Here is a 16,553-nt window from a genome sequence, read left to right as displayed (position 1 = left end):
GTGACGGTTCGTGTCCTCAGATTTGGTGATGGATACTTGCTTGTTGGCAGGCTCGATTATTTTGAAAAACGGTGGAGAGACTTACCGGACGGAAGAGACAATGGCATTGATTGCAAAGGCTGCTGGGATGGATGATGTAAACAGCTCGGCAACGCCCACTAGTATCATCCTGTCCTTTCGTTGCAGTGGATTCGATCATACAAGAATGGTTCGTACCCCCAAACGTACGACCAACCTCAATAAAATAACGCTCGTGAATGATGTTTCCCGACAGTTTGTCGGTGGGAAAATTAATTTGGAGCAAGCTTATCGGACGCTGCGTGAGATCGATCAGAAAAAGCAGATCTATCCGAAATGGTTGCAGCATCTAGCAGCCGCTACGGCCAGCGGCTCCTTTGCTATGCTTGCAGGGGGAGATTGGGGCAGTCTGGTTCCCTCTGCGATGGCCGGGTTGATTGTGAACCTGAGCCAGGAATATTTAGAACAGTTTGTACGGATGAAGTTTTTTACGGAATTCTCTGCCGCTTTACTAGGAGGACTTTTCGCGTTGTTGACCGTGACGTTCTTTCCGCAGTTGCATTTAAGCATCATTATTATTGGTGCGATGCTTCCGTTGTTTCCGGGGATCGCCATCACTAACTCACTTCGAGATTTGATGGCTGGTGATTTGGTTGCAGGTGTTTCACGCGGGGTAGAAGCGATGCTGACAGCTGTCTCCGTAGCGGTAGCCACAGCCATTATTCTTTCGTTTACGAGGTGAGTACGATGTTGTTAAAAGGATTGGCGCTTAGCTTCGCCTCCTCAGTAGCGTGGTGTGTGCTATTCAATGTGCCGGTTCGAACAATCGTAGCGGCTGGTTTAGCCGGAGTGGTCGGGTTTCTCGTTTACTCCATTCTTCCTTTCTACGGTGCAGAGGTCTTGCTGTCGACGTTTGTTTCAGCTGCTGTTGTCTCTTTGCTCAGCCAGCTCTTATCTATTATACTGCGAGTTCCTTCTACGAATTTTAGCGTCGCAGGCATTATTCCACTGGTGCCGGGATCGTTGGCTTACAAAGCCATGCTTGCTTTTGTGAACAACGATTATGTCGGAGGGATTACTCAGGCGACCAAGACATTGATGGTGGCCGGCGCGATTGCTTCTGGACTTATATTTGGAATTTCGGTTCTGACGATCTGGAAAGGAGCCCGCTATGCTGGCAAGCGTGCGCAACGAGATTGAGTCCGAGGGGCTTTTGCTTCCAGGTGAGAGCGTTGTTGTCGGAATATCCGGCGGCAACGATTCTACTGCACTGTTGCATATATTGGCTTCTCTCAATAAACAATACCAGTATCATTGGAAGCTGCATGCTGTCCATCTGAATCACGGCTTTCGTGGGGAAGAGGCAAGGCAGGATGCACTCTATGCAGAAGAGCTGTGTCGTGAACTCGGCGTGGTTTTCCACCTATTTGAGTATGACGTCCCCGCTTATATGGAAAAGACGGGATTGGGCGGGCAAGAAGCGAGTCGCGACATTCGCTATCGGCTGTATCGAGAGGTAGGTCTGGCGCAAGGAGCGACCAAGCTGGCATTGGCCCACCATGCTGACGATCAGGTGGAAACGATTCTCTTTCGATTTGTGCGAGGCAGCAGATTGCATGGACTGACAGGGATGCCGAAGCGAAGAATGCTTGCGGATTGCCCGATTGAGCTCGTGCGTCCGCTCTTGCATAAAACGCGTCAAGAACTGGAAGGCTACTGTCGGGAACATCAACTCGTCCCTCGTGAGGATAGTAGTAACCAATCGCGCAAGTATACGCGCAATCTGCTACGTCTGGATGTCATGCCTTTATTAGAAAAAGTGAATGACAAGTATCGGGAGCATATCTTGGCAACTGCAGAGGCAATTCGGCAGGACGAAGCGCTTTTAATGCGGCTGGCGAATGAGCAGTTGAAAAAGGTAATGATTGAGAAAAAACCTGAAGCATTTTTGATGGACAATGACAAGTTTCAAACTTGTGACGTTGCTTTACAAAGGAGAATGATTACTCTAATATTAAGTTATCTCTCAAAACATACCGAATGGTCTTCGCAACATGTGGAGACCGTTTTGCACATGCTAGGGGGAAGTCGCCCTTCTGCGGAATTGCATTTGCCGAATGACCTGGTAGTCGACCGGGTGTACGAGCGAATCAATTTTCGTCGTAGGAAGCGACAGGATCGCATACATACGTATAGTTACGAGCTCGCCGTTCCCGGTGTAACCTGGGTCGACGAGAGCAAGGCCACGGTACATATTACTTACCTGGAAGGTCCCATGGATTGGGAGCGACTCCCGGCGAATGAAGCGGTCTTTGATGCCGATCAGTTGCTAGGATCGCTGTATTTGCGTAACCGAAAACCTGGAGACCGCATCACCCTGTTTGGCTCAGCAGATGGAAAGAAGCTGAAGGATTTATTGATTGATGCCAAAGTTCCGCGAGCATGGCGTGACAAACTTCCGCTTTTGACGGCGGGCGATGAGGTGATTTTGGTACCAGGTGTGCGCCGTTCCGCCGTAGCGCCTGTCAATGGGCAGACCAGGCGTTTTCTACACGTGCGGGTAGAGTTTGGAGAAGATTGGCGGGAGGTTTTTTCATGAATCAAGACATCGAGAAGATTTTGCTATCAGAAGAGGATATTGCGGTAAAAGTTCAAGAATTAGGCAAGACGCTGGCTGCAGAATACAAGGATAAAAATCCGTTGGTCATCTGCGTGCTGAAAGGCGCAGTCGTTTTCATGGCTGACCTGATCCGTCACATGGATATTCCGTGCGAAATGGATTTCATGGCTGTTTCCAGCTACGGAAGTGGAACAGAGTCCTCTGGCATGGTGAAAATCTTGAAGGATCTCGATACATCTGTGGAAAACAGACACGTGCTGGTTGTGGAAGACATCATGGACAGCGGTCTGACGCTGAGCCGCTTGGTAGAGCTGTTGCGCCATCGGGAAGCTGCTTCCGTAAAAGTGGTGACTCTCTTGAACAAACCAGAGCGTCGCAAGGTGGATATTTCACCGGACTATAAGGGATACGATGTTCCAGACGAATTCGTTGTGGGATACGGCTTGGATTACTCCGAGCATTATCGTAACTTGCCTTATATCGGCGTATTGAAACCTGAGGTCTACACAAAGTAGGTTTGTTGTGGAGACCGTGCTTTCTATGATAAAATGTGAAAAGTGTCTGTTCGTGAGAGGAGGTAAGGAATGAATCGCTTTTTTCGTAATACCGGGTTCTACCTACTGATTTTTCTTGTCACGGTCGGGATCGTGAATTTCATCCTCTCCGGTACTGATAAGGTTGGGAAACTTACATATCAGGAATTCCGGGTACAGCTAAAAGCTGACAACATCACCGATTTGTCTATTCGACCTGAAAATGGTACTTACAGAGTAGAGGGTACGTTGGCTAAAGCTATTCCGGGACAGGAAAGCAACAAATTTTTCACCAATGTTTTTTTGTATGACTCAGATATTATTAAGCTAGTCGAAGAGAAAATTGATGCACAAAAGATGAAGAATGTAGTTGTTAATCCTGCCGAGGGTAACAGCATTTGGCTCACGTTCTTGACCTCTATCATTCCTTTTGTCATCATCTTCATCCTGTTTTTCTTTCTTCTGAACAATGCCCAAGGTGGCGGAAGCCGAGTAATGAACTTCGGTAAAAGCCGCGCGAAGCTTTACAACGAAGAAAAGAAACGCGTTACTTTTGACGACGTAGCAGGAGCGGACGAAGAAAAGGCTGAGCTGGAGGAAGTCGTTGACTTCCTGAAAGACAACCGCAAGTTCAATGCAGTTGGTGCTCGTATTCCAAAAGGGGTACTGCTCGTAGGTCCTCCGGGTACAGGTAAAACCTTGCTCGCGCGTGCTGTTGCAGGCGAAGCTGGTGTGCCATTCTTCAGCATCTCCGGTTCTGACTTCGTGGAAATGTTCGTTGGGGTAGGTGCATCCCGCGTACGTGACCTGTTCGAAAATGCGAAGAAAAATGCTCCTTGCATTATCTTTATTGACGAGATTGACGCCGTGGGTCGTCAACGCGGAGCTGGACTCGGCGGCGGACACGACGAACGCGAGCAAACTCTCAACCAGTTGCTCGTAGAGATGGACGGTTTTGGTGGAAACGAAGGGATCATCATGATCGCTGCGACCAACCGACCTGACATTCTCGACCCAGCTCTCTTGCGTCCGGGACGTTTTGACCGTCAAATTACAGTTGATCGTCCTGATATCAAAGGCCGTGAAGCGGTGCTCAAGGTTCATGCCCGTAACAAGCCGATTGGTGAAGACGTGAAGCTGGACGTGATTGCTCGCGGTACATCGGGCTTCACGGGCGCAGATTTGGAGAACTTGTTGAATGAAGCAGCTCTCTTGACTGCCCGCAGAAACAAAAAGCAAATCAACATGACTGAGGTAGATGAAGCGATTGACCGCGTGATTGCGGGTCCAGCGAAGAAGTCTCGCGTAGTGAGCGAAGACGAACGACGCCTGGTTGCCTTCCACGAAGCAGGTCATACGATCATCGGATACCACCTGAGAAATGCAGAAATGGTACATAAGGTAACAATCATTCCGCGCGGCCAAGCTGGCGGATACACAGTGATGCTGCCGAAAGAAGACCGTTTCTTTGCTACCAAAACGGACCTGCTCGACAAAATCGTCGGTCTGTTGGGTGGACGTGTTGCGGAAGAATTGGTGCTCGGGGATATTAGTACCGGGGCGCATAATGACTTCCAACGCGCGACTGCTATCGCTCGCAGCATGATTACCGAATACGGAATGAGCAAGCTCGGTCCTATGCAGTTCGGTAAGAGTCAAGGGCAGGTATTCCTGGGCCGTGACTATGGCAATGAGCGTAACTACTCCGATCAGATTGCATACGAAATCGATCAGGAAATGCAAAATATTATCCACGAGTGCTACGCAAAATGTACAGAATTGCTGACGAAGCACCGTGATCAGCTCGATCTGATTGCAAACACACTGCTCCGAGTAGAGACTCTCGATGCTGAGCAGATCAAGCAATTGATCGAAACAGGTAAAATGGATAACGATCCAGATGTAAATAAAGATGTGGTCGTGAACATTCAACCGAAGCTGGAAGAAGTAAAAGAAGAAGTAAAAGAAGAACCAAAGCAAGAAGATACAAACGAAGAACCGAAACAATAAGGGGCGCCTCAGGTGCCCTTTTTTGCTATAAATACTATGGGTGTTTAGCTCCTAAGATGAACCAATAAAGCTAGTGAGAAGAAAAAGCACAGGGCTCGTAGACCTTGACAACGCCTACCTAGTCGGAACTTAAAAAAGGGGACCACGCTTGTCGAACACTTCTTCCTTGAGAAGCATCCGCCCGTAGGGTGGCTTTGGCTCGACGGTCCCCTTTTTTAAGTGGAGACGGCCAGTGAATCCCCCCTGTTGGCGTGTCAGTGTCGAAGAGAACTGTGCTTTTTCTTCTCCTCCACTATAGTGACTTATGGTAAATCCAAAGCGAATGAGAGGGATTGGATATGTTGCTTACACCAGGCATGGCTGCATTTGACATGGATGGAACCTTACTGACTCACGATTCAAAGCTGACAGAAGGAACGAAAGAAGCACTTCGCCAATTACAACAGCAAGGCTGCAAACTCGTTTTGTCTACGGGTAGGATGTATGGCTCCGCTCAAATTCCGATTGATTCCTTTCCTTTTGACGGCTATGTCTGTAGCAATGGCGGCACTGTTTTCGAGGCGGATGGCACGCTGGTCCGTCAATGGCTCCTTCCCACTAAGATGGTAATCGGTGCGATCCATGCACTGAGACAAGAAACGATTTATTATGAGCTTCATGATACGAATAGCAATCGCTGGATGATCAAAGAAGACCGTGAACGTTTGGAAGCGACCATGAGTGAGGACGCATCTGTAGAAGGGTTCTCGATCTTGAATTTTCCTTACTACAGGCTCGCGCGCGTAGAGCCTTTGGCAGAAGTACTGGAAAAAGTAGAGTCAGGGGAAGTAGAAATCGTCAAGTTCTTCGTCTGGCATCAAGACCCGGATCGTCTGGAGTGGGTGAAAGAGCAGCTAAAGCCTTGGAGCGAGCAAGTGACTATCACTTCATCCGGCAAGCAGAATGTCGAAGTAATTCCTCAAGGGGTTTCCAAATGGGAAGGGCTTCAATACTTTTGTGAGAAATGGGGAATCTCCCCGGAGAAAGTGATGGCATTTGGCGATGCCGAAAACGATCGTGAGGCGTTAACAGGCGCAGGATATTCCGTCGCAATGGAAAACGCTTCTGACGAGATCAAGCAGGTAGCCAAATATATCGCCCCACACCATAATGAGGAAGGCGTAGCCCGCTTTATTCGGGAGCGCGTTCTCGGAGAAAAAGGCGAGTAAGAGAATGAAAAAGCAGAAGCTGCGTCTGTACAGGCCGGTTTGTGCTTTTTTTGTTCAAAATGTACCACGTTGACAAGGGGAGGTTATACGCTTACAATGACCGTAAATTATGACACCACCGTAGGGGGATTTTTTCCATGGACGCTTTAGCGTTAGAAAAAAAAGCCCAGCGCAACGCTGAGTTACGTGAACGACTGCTGCAGCTGAAGAAAGAGCGTAATGCCATCATTCTTGCTCACTTTTACCAACGTCCCGAGATTCAGGAGGTCGCTGACTTCATTGGCGATTCCTTTGGATTGGCACAGAAAGCAAAAGAAACGGATGCCGATGTGATTTTGTTCTGTGGGGTTCATTTTATGGGAGAAAGTGCAAAAATTCTCAATCCCCAGAAGACCGTCATTATTCCCGATGAACGGGCTGGCTGTCCGATGGCGGACATGGTGAACGTAGACGGACTACGCAAGCTCAAAGCACAGCATCCAAATGCAAAGGTAGTGGCTTACATCAATACTTCTGCGGATGTTAAAGCCGAAACCTACATCTGCTGTACGTCGTCCAACGCGAAGCGCGTGATCGAGTCGATCGACGGCGATGAGATCATTTGGGTGCCGGACAAAAACCTCGGCCACTATGTATCCCAATTCACGGACAAAAAAATGATTATTTGGGAAGGATACTGCAATACGCATGACCAACTGTCTGTAGAAGACATCATGACGTTGAAGCAGCAGCACCCAGAGGCTGTGGTTGTCGTTCATCCGGAGTGCCGCCCAGAAGTGGTATCCCTGGCTGACTACGTTGGTTCCACGACCGGAATTTTGAAATACTGCCGTGAGTCTTCGCACAAGGAGTTTATCATTGGAACGGAAGACGGCACACGCTACATGCTGGAAAAGGACAGCCCGGACAAAACGTTCATTTTCGCTTCCAAGTACCTCGTTTGCCCGAATATGAAGGTGAACAACCTGAAGAAGTGCGTGGAGGCGCTGGAGAATATGAAGCCGGAGATTTTTGTGCCAGAGGATGTTGCTGATGCAGCACGTGCTTCCTTGGAGCGTATGCTTGCGGTAGCGCCTGCTTAAGGGGCAGTCTGATTAAATGCAAAAAGGGAGTAGAGCGCAGGGGCTTTACTCCCTTTTTTTATTAGGAAGCTTTGGTTAAGGGCTGGATGTTTTTTCGTCGGTAAATGTTCAGGACGAGTACAATCATATCGGATAACAGCAAGGAGCCGTATACATCTTTTACTCGTCTGATGGCATGGAGCAAACAAGATTTAGCGAACAGGTAAACCATCCCACAGACACACGTGAAAACCATAGCGAGGTAGCTCAGTATAACAAGCTTTTTAGGCTTAGCGGCAATCATTCTATTCCATAAAAGGGAAAAAAGAAAGACCTCCTCGTCGGGAAGTCTTGTTATCTGTGTTTAGGAAGGCATCGGGGTAGGAGTTGGTTTTCCGTAGCCTTGCCCGTAGGTTTGGTCTATGTAGGTACGAATTTCTTTTGTAGATTTGCCTTCTGCTTTCAGCTTGCCGGAAATAACAGCGATTTCCATGCATACACCGCAGCGAGTACCGTGGTCATCCCAGACAATGGAGCCATCAGACTTTTCTTCTTTGATGAAGCAGTTGCCATTATGCCCGTGTCCAGCACTTTCATCACAACCACAATAGCATGGAATGGATTTGAGCAGCTCACGATTTGCGGCGGCAACTTTGTAGGAATCGATAATGACAGGGTCTTGGTTGTCTAAAAATTTTGGTAGCTGATCAGCGGAAGCAGTCAATTCTTGCAAATCTCCATTGGGGGCGTGCTGCGTGTGATCGCTATGATTCTGTTCAGCTTGATCAGTAGAGCCACAGCCAGTAAGCAGAGCTGCGGTGATAAAAGTAATGGCTAACCATGATTTACGTTTCATCGTGGACATACCTCCTGCCAATTATTTTATCATAATGAGATGGAGAAATTGTGAAGCTGGAAGAGAAGATGTGTACGTATGATGTTTAAATCGGAATAAATCCTATTTACTTTTTGGACTCCTCTCCGTATAATGAAAAACGACAAGAACCTAAATCGGAATCATTTTGAATTGGAGTAGGAGGAAGTATAGATGAAAAGAGCGATGTTAGCAGCCCTCAGTTTCATTACGGCAGTGGGGTTGGTTGGATGTGGAGCAGCAAACGAAACGGCTGGGACTCCGCAAGCTGGCAATGACGCGTCAGGGAAGCCAAAAGTATACACGACGATTTATCCATTGGAATATGTAGCGAAGCGAATCGGTGGTGAACACGTGGAGGTAACGAATCTGGTTCCCGCTGGCGTAGAGCCTCACGACTACGAACCAACCGCAAAAGACATAGTCGCTCTTTCCGGAGCAGATATCTTCGCTTATAACGGCAGTGGTTTGGAGCTGTGGGTAGAGAAGGCTGTAACTAACCTCGACAAAAACAGGACAACGATCGTAAATGCGACGGAAGGTCTCGAAATGATTCGTGCAGCTGAGCATGAGCATGAAGGAGAAGGCCACGCAGAAGAGGCAGGTCATGACCACGGGGATCTGGACCCTCATGTATGGCTCGATCCGATGCAACTGAAGGCACAGGCGGAGAAGGTCAAAAATACGCTCGTGCAAAAGGATCAGGCGCACGCTGCTGATTACGAAAAGAACTACACACAATTAGCAACAGACCTGGAACAGCTGGATAAAGATTTTAAAGATATGGTTACGCAAGCCCCGAAGAAAGAATTCATGGTTTCTCATAGCGCATTCAGCTATCTCGCAAAACGATACGGGCTGGAGCAAGTAGCGATCTCTGGGGTCAATCCTTCTGATGAGCCATCCACAACAGAGTTGAAGAGCTTGGTGGAGCATGTAAAGGAACATAACATTTCTTATGTGCTGTTCGAGACATTGGTTTCTCCGAAGGTAGCGGAAGTGATTGCGAAGGAAGCTGGCGTGAAGACGGCTACGCTTAATCCGTTGGAAGGTTTGACGGAAGACGATGTAAAGGCGGGGCGTGATTACTTGTCTATCATGCGCGACAATATGAACACATTGAAGACTGCACTCCAATAAGCTTTCTCTCGAAAAGATGTCGCTTGCCAGGCGGCATTTTTTCGTTAGTAGGATGCTTGTGGTTCGGGCAAAATCGTAGTACGATGAAGGGAATCAAATAAGAACAAATCCGATTTAAGGGATGGATATTTCATGGAACCACATAAACAAGAGGTGCCAGTTATTAAGCTCACAGGCGTCTCCTTTCAATATGAAGACAAACAGGTTCTCGATGAGGTTGAATTCACACTGGAACGCGGAGACTTTGTGGGCATCGTCGGGCCGAACGGATCAGGAAAATCTACGCTGATGAAGCTGATTTTGGGTCTGTTGACGCCAAACAAAGGGACAGTGGAGCTCTTCGGGCAACCACTATCCAAGTTTCGTGAATGGAATCGCATTGGATACGTCGCTCAGCAGGTCGCGCATGGAGCTGGTGGGTTTCCGGCGACAGTCCGAGAAGTCGTGTCTTCTGGATTGGTCGGCAAAGTGGGCCTTTTTCGCAGACTGACGAAACAGCATCATGAGAATGTTCGGGCTGCGGTGGAGCGTGTAGGCTTGCTGGAAAAGCTGGATCAACGAATAGGCAACTTGTCCGGTGGGCAATTGCAGCGCGTATTCATAGCGCGAGCTCTCGTAGCTGAACCGGAGCTGTTGATCCTCGATGAGCCAACAGTCGGGGTCGATCAGGAATCGATCGATCAATTTTACAGCTTGCTTCGTTCGCTGAAGGAAGAGAACGGATTGACGATGATGATCGTCAGCCACGATGTGGGAGTCATGTCTCAATGGGTGACCAAGGTGGCTTGTGTGCAGAAGAAAATTCACTTCCACGGAACAGCGCACGATTTTGAGCACAACCAAGACAAAATCTTGCAAAGTATGTACGGTGATTCGGTCAGACTGCTGTCTCATCATCATTAAGCTTTGTAAATAGGTAAGAAAGAAGGAATATACACATGCTTGCTGATTGGTGGCAGTATGACTTTTTGCGGTATACCCTGTTTTCAGGGATTTTAATTGGTCTGATTTGCCCTATTTTGGGCACGTTTCTCATTGTTCGTCGCTTGTCGATGATGGCAGATGGCTTGTCACACGTCACACTGTCTGGTGTAGCTGCCGGGATGCTCATTTCCAAAAAGGTCGCCTTTTTCTCCCTCGTCAATCCGCTGTTTTTCGGGATGTTGTTTGCGGTGATCGGTTCGTTGTTCATTGAGCGGTTGCGTAAGGTGTACAAAGCGTATCAGGATTTGGCGATTCCGATTATTTTATCTGCGGGGCTTGGGCTGTTTACGGTATTGATCAGTATCGCAGACGGTTTTAATGCAGATTTGTATTCGTACTTGTTCGGAAAAATCGTGACGGTGTCCATCGAAGACCTGTATGCACTGATTGGTGTGGCAGTTGTCGTTTTAGGGACAGTCGTGTTGATTTACAAGGAGCTTTTCGCGGTTTCTTTTGACGAGGAATTCGCTCGCGTCTCCGGCGTGGCAAGGCGTTCGATTAACCTGTTGTTTATGGTGCTTGTCGCTCTGACGATTGCGGCTTCCATGCGTATTGTCGGTGTCCTGTTAATCTCGGCGCTGATTACGCTTCCGGTAGCGGCTAGTCTGCAAATCGCAAAAAGCTTTCGTCAAACGATTTTCTTGTCGATTTTGTTCGCGGAGTTTTCCGTGCTGAGCGGTTTGTATTTTGCCTATCTCCTTGATTGGGCATCTGGTGGTACAATTGTACTGATGGCAGTACTGGTTATGCTGGTTGTATTGGGTGTAAAAAAGCTGCGGGTCGCTTTCCGATAAGAGTTTTCCAGTTATGACAAAAGGAAGGAGTGTTTGTCGATGAAAGTAGAAGAAGCGCTGCAAATATTGAAAGAACATGGTTTCAAGTATACCGGCAAGCGGGAGGAGATGATTCGAATCTGCGCAACCGAGAAGCGATACACCTGTCTGCCAAGGATATTATGGAACGAATCAAGGAGCAGTATCCAACACTCAGCTTCGATACCGTCTATCGCAACATTTCCACTTTTGTTGAGCTGGGGATTCTGGAGGAGACGGAGTTGGATGGGGAAGGCAGATTCCGTTTGGCCTGTTCGACAGATGGACACCATCATCACCATGTGATTTGTACGGAATGTGGAAAGACTTCTTCTTTGCCAGGATGTCCGATGAATATCATTTCCGCGGTACCGGAAGAGTTTCAGGTGACGGGGCACAAGTTCGAGGTATATGGCACGTGTAAAGAATGTGTAACGCATTCGAATTAATCGGATAGAGGGGAGTGCTCGCTTTTGCGGGTGCTCTTTTTTTGCATCTCCTTCAAGCGTGTATTTGCTATAATGGGTGGAAAATCATCAGTTACAAGAGAGAAGGGACACAGTCATGATTCCCCGTTATATTGTGGACTTTGATTTGCACACCTTACCTCGGATGAGGGCAGATGTAGCTGTTATTGGCGCAGGGATTGCTGGGTTGTATACGGCGTTGCAAACGAGTGAGTATGCGGATGTGGTGTTGATCAGCAAGAAGGGACTCGATGATAGTAACACACGCTGGGCTCAGGGAGGAATCGCTGCTGTAACAGCCCAATCTGATTCTCCCGCCCTTCATCGACAGGATACGTTAATCGCTGGAGCAGGTCTTTGCTCGTATAACGCTGTGGAAGTACTGGTGCATGAAGGTCCTGATCGCTTGCATGAACTGATTGCATATGGAACGGAATTTGACCGCGATGAACAAGGGGAGTATGAGCTGACACAGGAAGGCGCGCATAGCAAACGACGAATTTTGCATGCGAACGGAGATGCCACTGGGGCAGAGATCGTCCGCGCTTTGTCCAAGCGTGTGATGGAGCAGCCAAACATTCAGGTTTTGGAATATCATTTTGCAGTGGATGTCATCACGCAGGATGGCGAATGCATGGGTGCCCTCGTACGAAAGCCGGATGGCGAACTGTTTTTCCTGGAAGCCAAAGCAACAGTGCTTGCTACAGGAGGTGCGGGTCAGCTTTACCGTTACACAACGAATCCGCAAATCGCTACCGCAGATGGGATCGGCATCGCATATCGGGCGGGTGCTCGCATAAAAGATGTGGAATTTATTCAGTTTCATCCGACTGCGCTTTACTATCCGGGAGCCCCGCGCTTTTTGATTTCGGAAGCCGTTCGTGGGGAGGGTGCCATTTTGCGTAACAGCAATGGTGATCGCTTCATGGAAAAGTACCATCCGCAAAAAGAGCTCGCGCCGCGTGATATTGTTGCCAGGGCGATTGTCTCTGAGATGGAACAGACGAAGTCTACGTTCGTGTATCTCGACATTACCCACGAATCGGAGGAGCTTATTAAGCGGCGTTTTCCGACGATTTATCATTTTTGCTTACAATACGGGCTCAATATGGTGACAGATTGGATTCCAGTAGCTCCTGCCTGCCATTATATTATGGGTGGGGTCCAGACTGACTTGAACGGGGAGACATCGACGAGCCGGCTTTTTGCATGTGGGGAAGCTTCCTGCACAGGGGTACATGGGGCGAATCGACTGGCCAGCAACTCGTTATCGGAAGCGGTTGTATTCGGTCACCGGATCGCGGAGCGGATCAAGCAGCTGGCTGATTTGCCGAGCATTCATCCCTTCGAGGTTGTTTCCAAGCAAAAACTGCCCCAAACGTTCAATACACGTGAACAACGATTGAAAATGCAAAAGCTCATGCTGCGGCATGTTAGTGTGAAGCGTGACGATAAGGGATTAACGAAAGCACTAGCAGAGCTTGCGCGAATGGAGCAATACTACCAGTACGAGCCTAAGAGCCTGGAAACGTTTGAATTCTTCAATCTGTTGAATGCTGCCGTCCTGACAACGAGAGCGGCACTTTTGCGGGAAGAAAGCAGAGGTGGGCATTATCGTACTGATTTTCCGAATAAAGACGACTTGGTCTGGCGCAAGCATTTGATCCAGTCTGTAGAAGATGGTGTCCAAGAGGAGTGTGAGAAGCATGATGTGGAATAAAAGGGAGCTTCAGCGAAAAATAGAGGAATGGCTACAGGAAGACGTGGGATTTGGTGATGTGACGACGATGAGCACGATTCCTGAATCGGAACAGGGTGTCGGCATTTTATATGCGAAGGAAGCGGGAATCGTGGCAGGCTTGCCGATTGCGGAGCAAGTATTTGCCACGGTTGATTCTACCCTCGTTTTTGAGGCAAAAGTAGAAGAAGGAGCACGAGTGGAGGTTGGTCAGCAGATCGCCGAAGTCAGCGGCTCAGTTCGTTCAATTTTGAGCGGAGAACGACTCGCCCTTAATTTAATGCAACGTTTGTCTGGGATTGCCACGAAAACGAGTGAATACGCAACGGCCGTCGCAGGGACGAAGGCACGAGTTGTCGATACGAGAAAGACTACGCCAGGCCTTAGGGCTTTGGAAAAGTACGCAGTTCGAGTCGGGGGAGGCTACAATCACCGTTTTGCCTTGTATGATGCCGTGATGATCAAGGACAATCATATCAAAGGAGCGGGCGGTATCGCACAAGCTGTTGCAGCGGCACGCGCGGTTATTCCCCATACGATGACAGTAGAGGTAGAGGCCGAATCATTCGAACAGGTTCAGGAAGCATTGGCAGCAGGTGCCGATACGATCATGCTCGACAATATGTCCCTTGATCAAATGGTGGAAGCCGTGCAGTTTATCAATGGACGGGCCGTTGTCGAGGCATCTGGCGGTGTGAGTCTGGAGACGATTGGTGACATTGCAAAAACAGGCGTAGATATTATTTCGGTAGGGGCGCTGACTCATTCTGTCAGAGCGTTTGATATCAGCCTCGATCTGAATACGCGCAAGCGGTAAGGAGCGACCACGATGTTATTGGTGATCGATATAGGCAACTCCAATATTGTGTTGGGCTTGTATGAAGGCGACGAGCTCCAACACCATTGGAGAGTGTCCACGGATCGTAACAAAACGGAAGACGAGTACGGCATGCTCGTCAAAAGCTTGTTTGGTAGCGTGGGGCTTGGCTTTGAACAGGTGAGAGGAGTCATTATCTCGTCTGTCGTGCCACCTTTAAACCTCACGATTGAACGTATGTGCGGGAAGTACATGCAACAAAAAGCACTGATTATCGGACCGGGTATCAAGACGGGACTGAACATCAAGTATGAGTATCCGCGAGAGGTAGGCTCCGATCGAATCGTGAACGCAGTTGCTGCGATTCATCATTATGGCGCACCACTTATTGTTGTCGATTTCGGTACGGCGACGACCTTTTGCTATGTGGATGAGCGGGCGCAGTATTGGGGTGGTGCAATTGCTCCCGGTATTGGGATATCGACCGAGGCACTCTTTACCCGTGCTGCCAAGCTGCCGCGAATCGAAATCACCAAGCCTGCAAGTGTAGTCGGGCGCAATACGATAGCGGCGATGCAGGCCGGCATTTTCTATGGGTTCGTCGGACAGGTCGAAGGCATTGTACGCAGAATTATGGATGAATACGGTACGCAGCCTACCGTAGTTGCTACGGGAGGGCTTGCCTCTCTTTTTGCGAATGAGACCTCTTGTATCCATGTCGTGGATCAGAATCTTACGCTAAAAGGACTACGTCTGATCTACGAGCGGAATCAATCATAGCGACTGGCGCGCACGTATTTGCAGAAAAACATTTCAGGATCATCTGGATCTAGGTGAGTCAGGGTTCCGCAGTGAACGTATCCGAGCTTAAGGCAGAGGCGTTGCATTTTTTCGTTGGAAAGGTTAGTAGAAGTGAACAATTTCTCCGTAGGGGAGATCGTTTCCAAATAGCGCATCATCTCCTTGCCAACACCTCGGTTCTGATAGTGAGGGTGAACAATGAGTAGATGAATAAAGCTGTTCTTAAAAAACGATTGATTAATGATGGCAAAACCGACGATATTCTTGTCGATTAACGCCAAATAGCAATGCCCTTTTTCGATGGCTTCTTGAAGTTCAGATGAACGACTGGTTGAACCAATAACTATTGCATCAATCGTACAGACAGCAGGAATGTCTTGCGGAGTAGCTAGACGGATCGAGGTCATTCATTTCAAATCCTTTCTACTTGTAAATTATTGCCTATGTTGTATGGAGTGATAAAAGGGTGTTAAACTACTGGTAGAGATATTGATGATCCGACATATAAATAAAGGAGCCAATACCGTTGCAGCGGCAAGGCTCCTGAGACAAGTAGCTGTGGCACACCCACGGCGCGCATGATTACAAAAACAGCGAACCCACCGTCAGGCGGTCAACCTTAGGCGGTGGGTTTTCGCTTGTTACGCCACTTTCTTATCCATCGGTAGAGCTTCCTGCTGCTAAACCAGAGGCTTAGCAAGGTTGCCAGTACTTTTAGGAAAAGGTAAAGCGTGCCGAGCGAGACCATCAGCATCACCTCCTTTACAGGAAGCTGTGCCCTGGTCTTCCACCGCCAGTCTTGTCTCGAGTTAAATTATACCATCTCAGCTTTCTCTATGGTGAGTTCTGTTATTAGTGTAGATACGAGCTGACTCGACAAAAAGAGTGGTATTCGGCGAGTAACATCCCTACTGACAGGTAATGATATATACGTAATTCGCATCTGTGGATGGAGACAGAGAAAAAAGTTGAGATTTTCATTACTTTTCGTTGACAGTACATCCTCCACGCGCTACAATGGCTATTGTGCCTAGCAGAAAAGTTATGTCACATTGAACTTTTTAAATTTCTTTAAAAAAGTTCTTGCGTTTCAGATGAATGCATGATAACATATGAATTCTGAAAGACAAACAAGCGGATCACTTTGATCCACTTCAAATATACGGATGGATGTCCGAGCGGCCGAAGGAGCACGATTGGAAATCGTGTAGGCGGTGTCGAACCGTCTCGTGGGTTCAAATCCCACTCCATCCGCCATCACTTTCTTAGAAATGGCCCGTTGGTGAAGCGGTTTAACACAGCAGCCTTTCACGCTGTCATTCAGGGGTTCGAATCCCCTACGGGTCACCTAGCAAAACGCCCTGCAATCGCAGGGGTTCTGGAGGCTTAGCTCAGCTGGGAGAGCATCTGCCTTACAAGCAGAGGGTCGGCGGTTCGATCCCGTCAGCCTCCACCACTTATATCAAAGGA

15 protein-coding genes, 3 tRNA genes and 1 pseudogene are annotated in these 16,553 nt (G+C 48.4%); 17 read left to right on the top strand and 2 right to left on the bottom strand.

Going from position 1 to position 16,553, the window contains the following annotated elements:
- The first annotated feature begins 10 nt into the window (after positions 1–10).
- The 7 genes from ODZ53_RS25270 (at position 11) to nadA (ending at position 7,471) form a co-directional block, all read left to right on the top strand.
- A complete protein-coding gene (locus ODZ53_RS25270) occupies positions 11–760 on the top strand; it encodes a threonine/serine exporter family protein (RefSeq protein ID WP_372680899.1) in 750 nt (249 codons plus the stop codon).
- Between the two features lie 5 nt (positions 761–765).
- Complete coding sequence (locus ODZ53_RS25265) at positions 766–1,218, top strand: threonine/serine exporter family protein (RefSeq protein WP_199928645.1); 453 nt, start codon at positions 766–768, stop codon at positions 1,216–1,218.
- On the top strand, positions 1,190–2,617 hold the full coding sequence (tilS, locus tag ODZ53_RS25260) for a tRNA lysidine(34) synthetase TilS (protein ID WP_372680897.1): 1,428 nt from the start codon (positions 1,190–1,192) through the stop codon (positions 2,615–2,617). The genes ODZ53_RS25265 and tilS overlap by 29 nt, the downstream gene beginning before the upstream one ends.
- The gene (gene hpt, locus ODZ53_RS25255) at positions 2,614–3,153 is read left to right on the top strand and encodes a hypoxanthine phosphoribosyltransferase (RefSeq protein ID WP_372680895.1); all 540 of its coding nucleotides are present in this window, start codon (positions 2,614–2,616) and stop codon (positions 3,151–3,153) included. Before tilS ends, hpt begins: the two co-directional genes overlap by 4 nt.
- A gap of 69 nt (positions 3,154–3,222) precedes the next feature.
- Complete coding sequence (gene ftsH, locus ODZ53_RS25250; RefSeq protein WP_372680893.1) at positions 3,223–5,181, top strand: ATP-dependent zinc metalloprotease FtsH; 1,959 nt, start codon at positions 3,223–3,225, stop codon at positions 5,179–5,181.
- 338 nt (positions 5,182–5,519) lie between these two features.
- Positions 5,520–6,389 (top strand): HAD family hydrolase, encoded by an 870-nt coding sequence (locus ODZ53_RS25245; RefSeq protein WP_372680891.1) that lies wholly within the window; start codon positions 5,520–5,522, stop codon positions 6,387–6,389.
- A gap of 137 nt (positions 6,390–6,526) precedes the next feature.
- Positions 6,527–7,471: a quinolinate synthase NadA gene (gene nadA, locus ODZ53_RS25240; RefSeq protein WP_372680889.1), complete on the top strand. Its 945-nt coding sequence runs from the start codon at positions 6,527–6,529 to the stop codon at positions 7,469–7,471.
- A gap of 343 nt (positions 7,472–7,814) precedes the next feature.
- On the opposite strand, the gene ODZ53_RS25235 is transcribed toward nadA, so the two are convergent.
- Positions 7,815–8,306: a PCYCGC domain-containing protein gene (locus ODZ53_RS25235; protein WP_372680887.1), complete on the bottom strand. Its 492-nt coding sequence runs from the start codon at positions 8,304–8,306 to the stop codon at positions 7,815–7,817.
- A 192-nt stretch (positions 8,307–8,498) separates the two neighbouring features.
- Here ODZ53_RS25235 and ODZ53_RS25230 point away from each other — a divergent pair, with 192 nt between their 5' ends.
- The 7 genes and pseudogenes from ODZ53_RS25230 to ODZ53_RS25200 all read left to right on the top strand — a co-directional run bounded on the left by ODZ53_RS25230 (position 8,499) and on the right by ODZ53_RS25200 (position 15,062).
- Positions 8,499–9,464, top strand: a complete 966-nt coding sequence (locus tag ODZ53_RS25230; protein WP_372680885.1) for a metal ABC transporter substrate-binding protein — start codon at positions 8,499–8,501, stop codon at positions 9,462–9,464.
- Positions 9,465–9,596: 132 nt separating this feature from the next.
- Positions 9,597–10,367: a metal ABC transporter ATP-binding protein gene (locus ODZ53_RS25225; protein WP_012683899.1), complete on the top strand. Its 771-nt coding sequence runs from the start codon at positions 9,597–9,599 to the stop codon at positions 10,365–10,367.
- Positions 10,368–10,402: 35 nt separating this feature from the next.
- Positions 10,403–11,242, top strand: coding sequence for a metal ABC transporter permease (locus ODZ53_RS25220; RefSeq protein WP_016740937.1), 840 nt, complete (start codon positions 10,403–10,405; stop codon positions 11,240–11,242).
- Between the two features lie 39 nt (positions 11,243–11,281).
- Positions 11,282–11,709: pseudogene (locus ODZ53_RS25215) on the top strand (Fur family transcriptional regulator).
- 115 nt (positions 11,710–11,824) lie between these two features.
- Positions 11,825–13,447 (top strand): L-aspartate oxidase, encoded by a 1,623-nt coding sequence (gene nadB / locus ODZ53_RS25210; RefSeq protein WP_372680883.1) that lies wholly within the window; start codon positions 11,825–11,827, stop codon positions 13,445–13,447.
- Positions 13,434–14,282 carry a carboxylating nicotinate-nucleotide diphosphorylase gene (nadC, locus tag ODZ53_RS25205; RefSeq protein WP_199928638.1) on the top strand — a complete coding sequence of 283 codons (849 nt, stop codon included), beginning with the start codon at positions 13,434–13,436 and terminating at the stop codon, positions 14,280–14,282. Before nadB ends, nadC begins: the two co-directional genes overlap by 14 nt.
- A 12-nt stretch (positions 14,283–14,294) precedes the next feature.
- Positions 14,295–15,062, top strand: coding sequence for a type III pantothenate kinase (locus ODZ53_RS25200; RefSeq protein ID WP_012683904.1), 768 nt, complete (start codon positions 14,295–14,297; stop codon positions 15,060–15,062).
- Here the strand turns inward: ODZ53_RS25200 and ODZ53_RS25195 are convergent.
- Entirely contained in the window at positions 15,053–15,490 is a 438-nt protein-coding gene (locus ODZ53_RS25195) for a GNAT family N-acetyltransferase (RefSeq protein WP_372680880.1), read from the bottom strand. The genes ODZ53_RS25200 and ODZ53_RS25195 overlap by 10 nt on opposite strands.
- Before the next feature lie 757 nt (positions 15,491–16,247).
- On the opposite strand from ODZ53_RS25195, the gene ODZ53_RS25190 reads away from it, so the two are divergent.
- The 3 genes from ODZ53_RS25190 to ODZ53_RS25180 all read left to right on the top strand — a co-directional run bounded on the left by ODZ53_RS25190 (position 16,248) and on the right by ODZ53_RS25180 (position 16,539).
- Positions 16,248–16,340: transfer RNA gene (locus ODZ53_RS25190), tRNA-Ser, on the top strand.
- A gap of 16 nt (positions 16,341–16,356) precedes the next feature.
- A tRNA-Glu gene (locus ODZ53_RS25185) sits at positions 16,357–16,430 on the top strand.
- Positions 16,431–16,463: 33 nt separating this feature from the next.
- Positions 16,464–16,539, top strand: a tRNA-Val gene (locus ODZ53_RS25180).
- Positions 16,540–16,553: the final 14 nt, after the last annotated feature.

Origin of the sequence: Brevibacillus sp. BD137, assembly GCF_041644655.1 — a bacterium.
Lineage (GTDB): Bacteria > Bacillota > Bacilli > Brevibacillales > Brevibacillaceae > Brevibacillus > Brevibacillus brevis_D.
The sequence above is the reverse complement of the archived record's forward strand: the minus strand, read 5'-3'. Positions and strand labels throughout refer to the sequence as shown.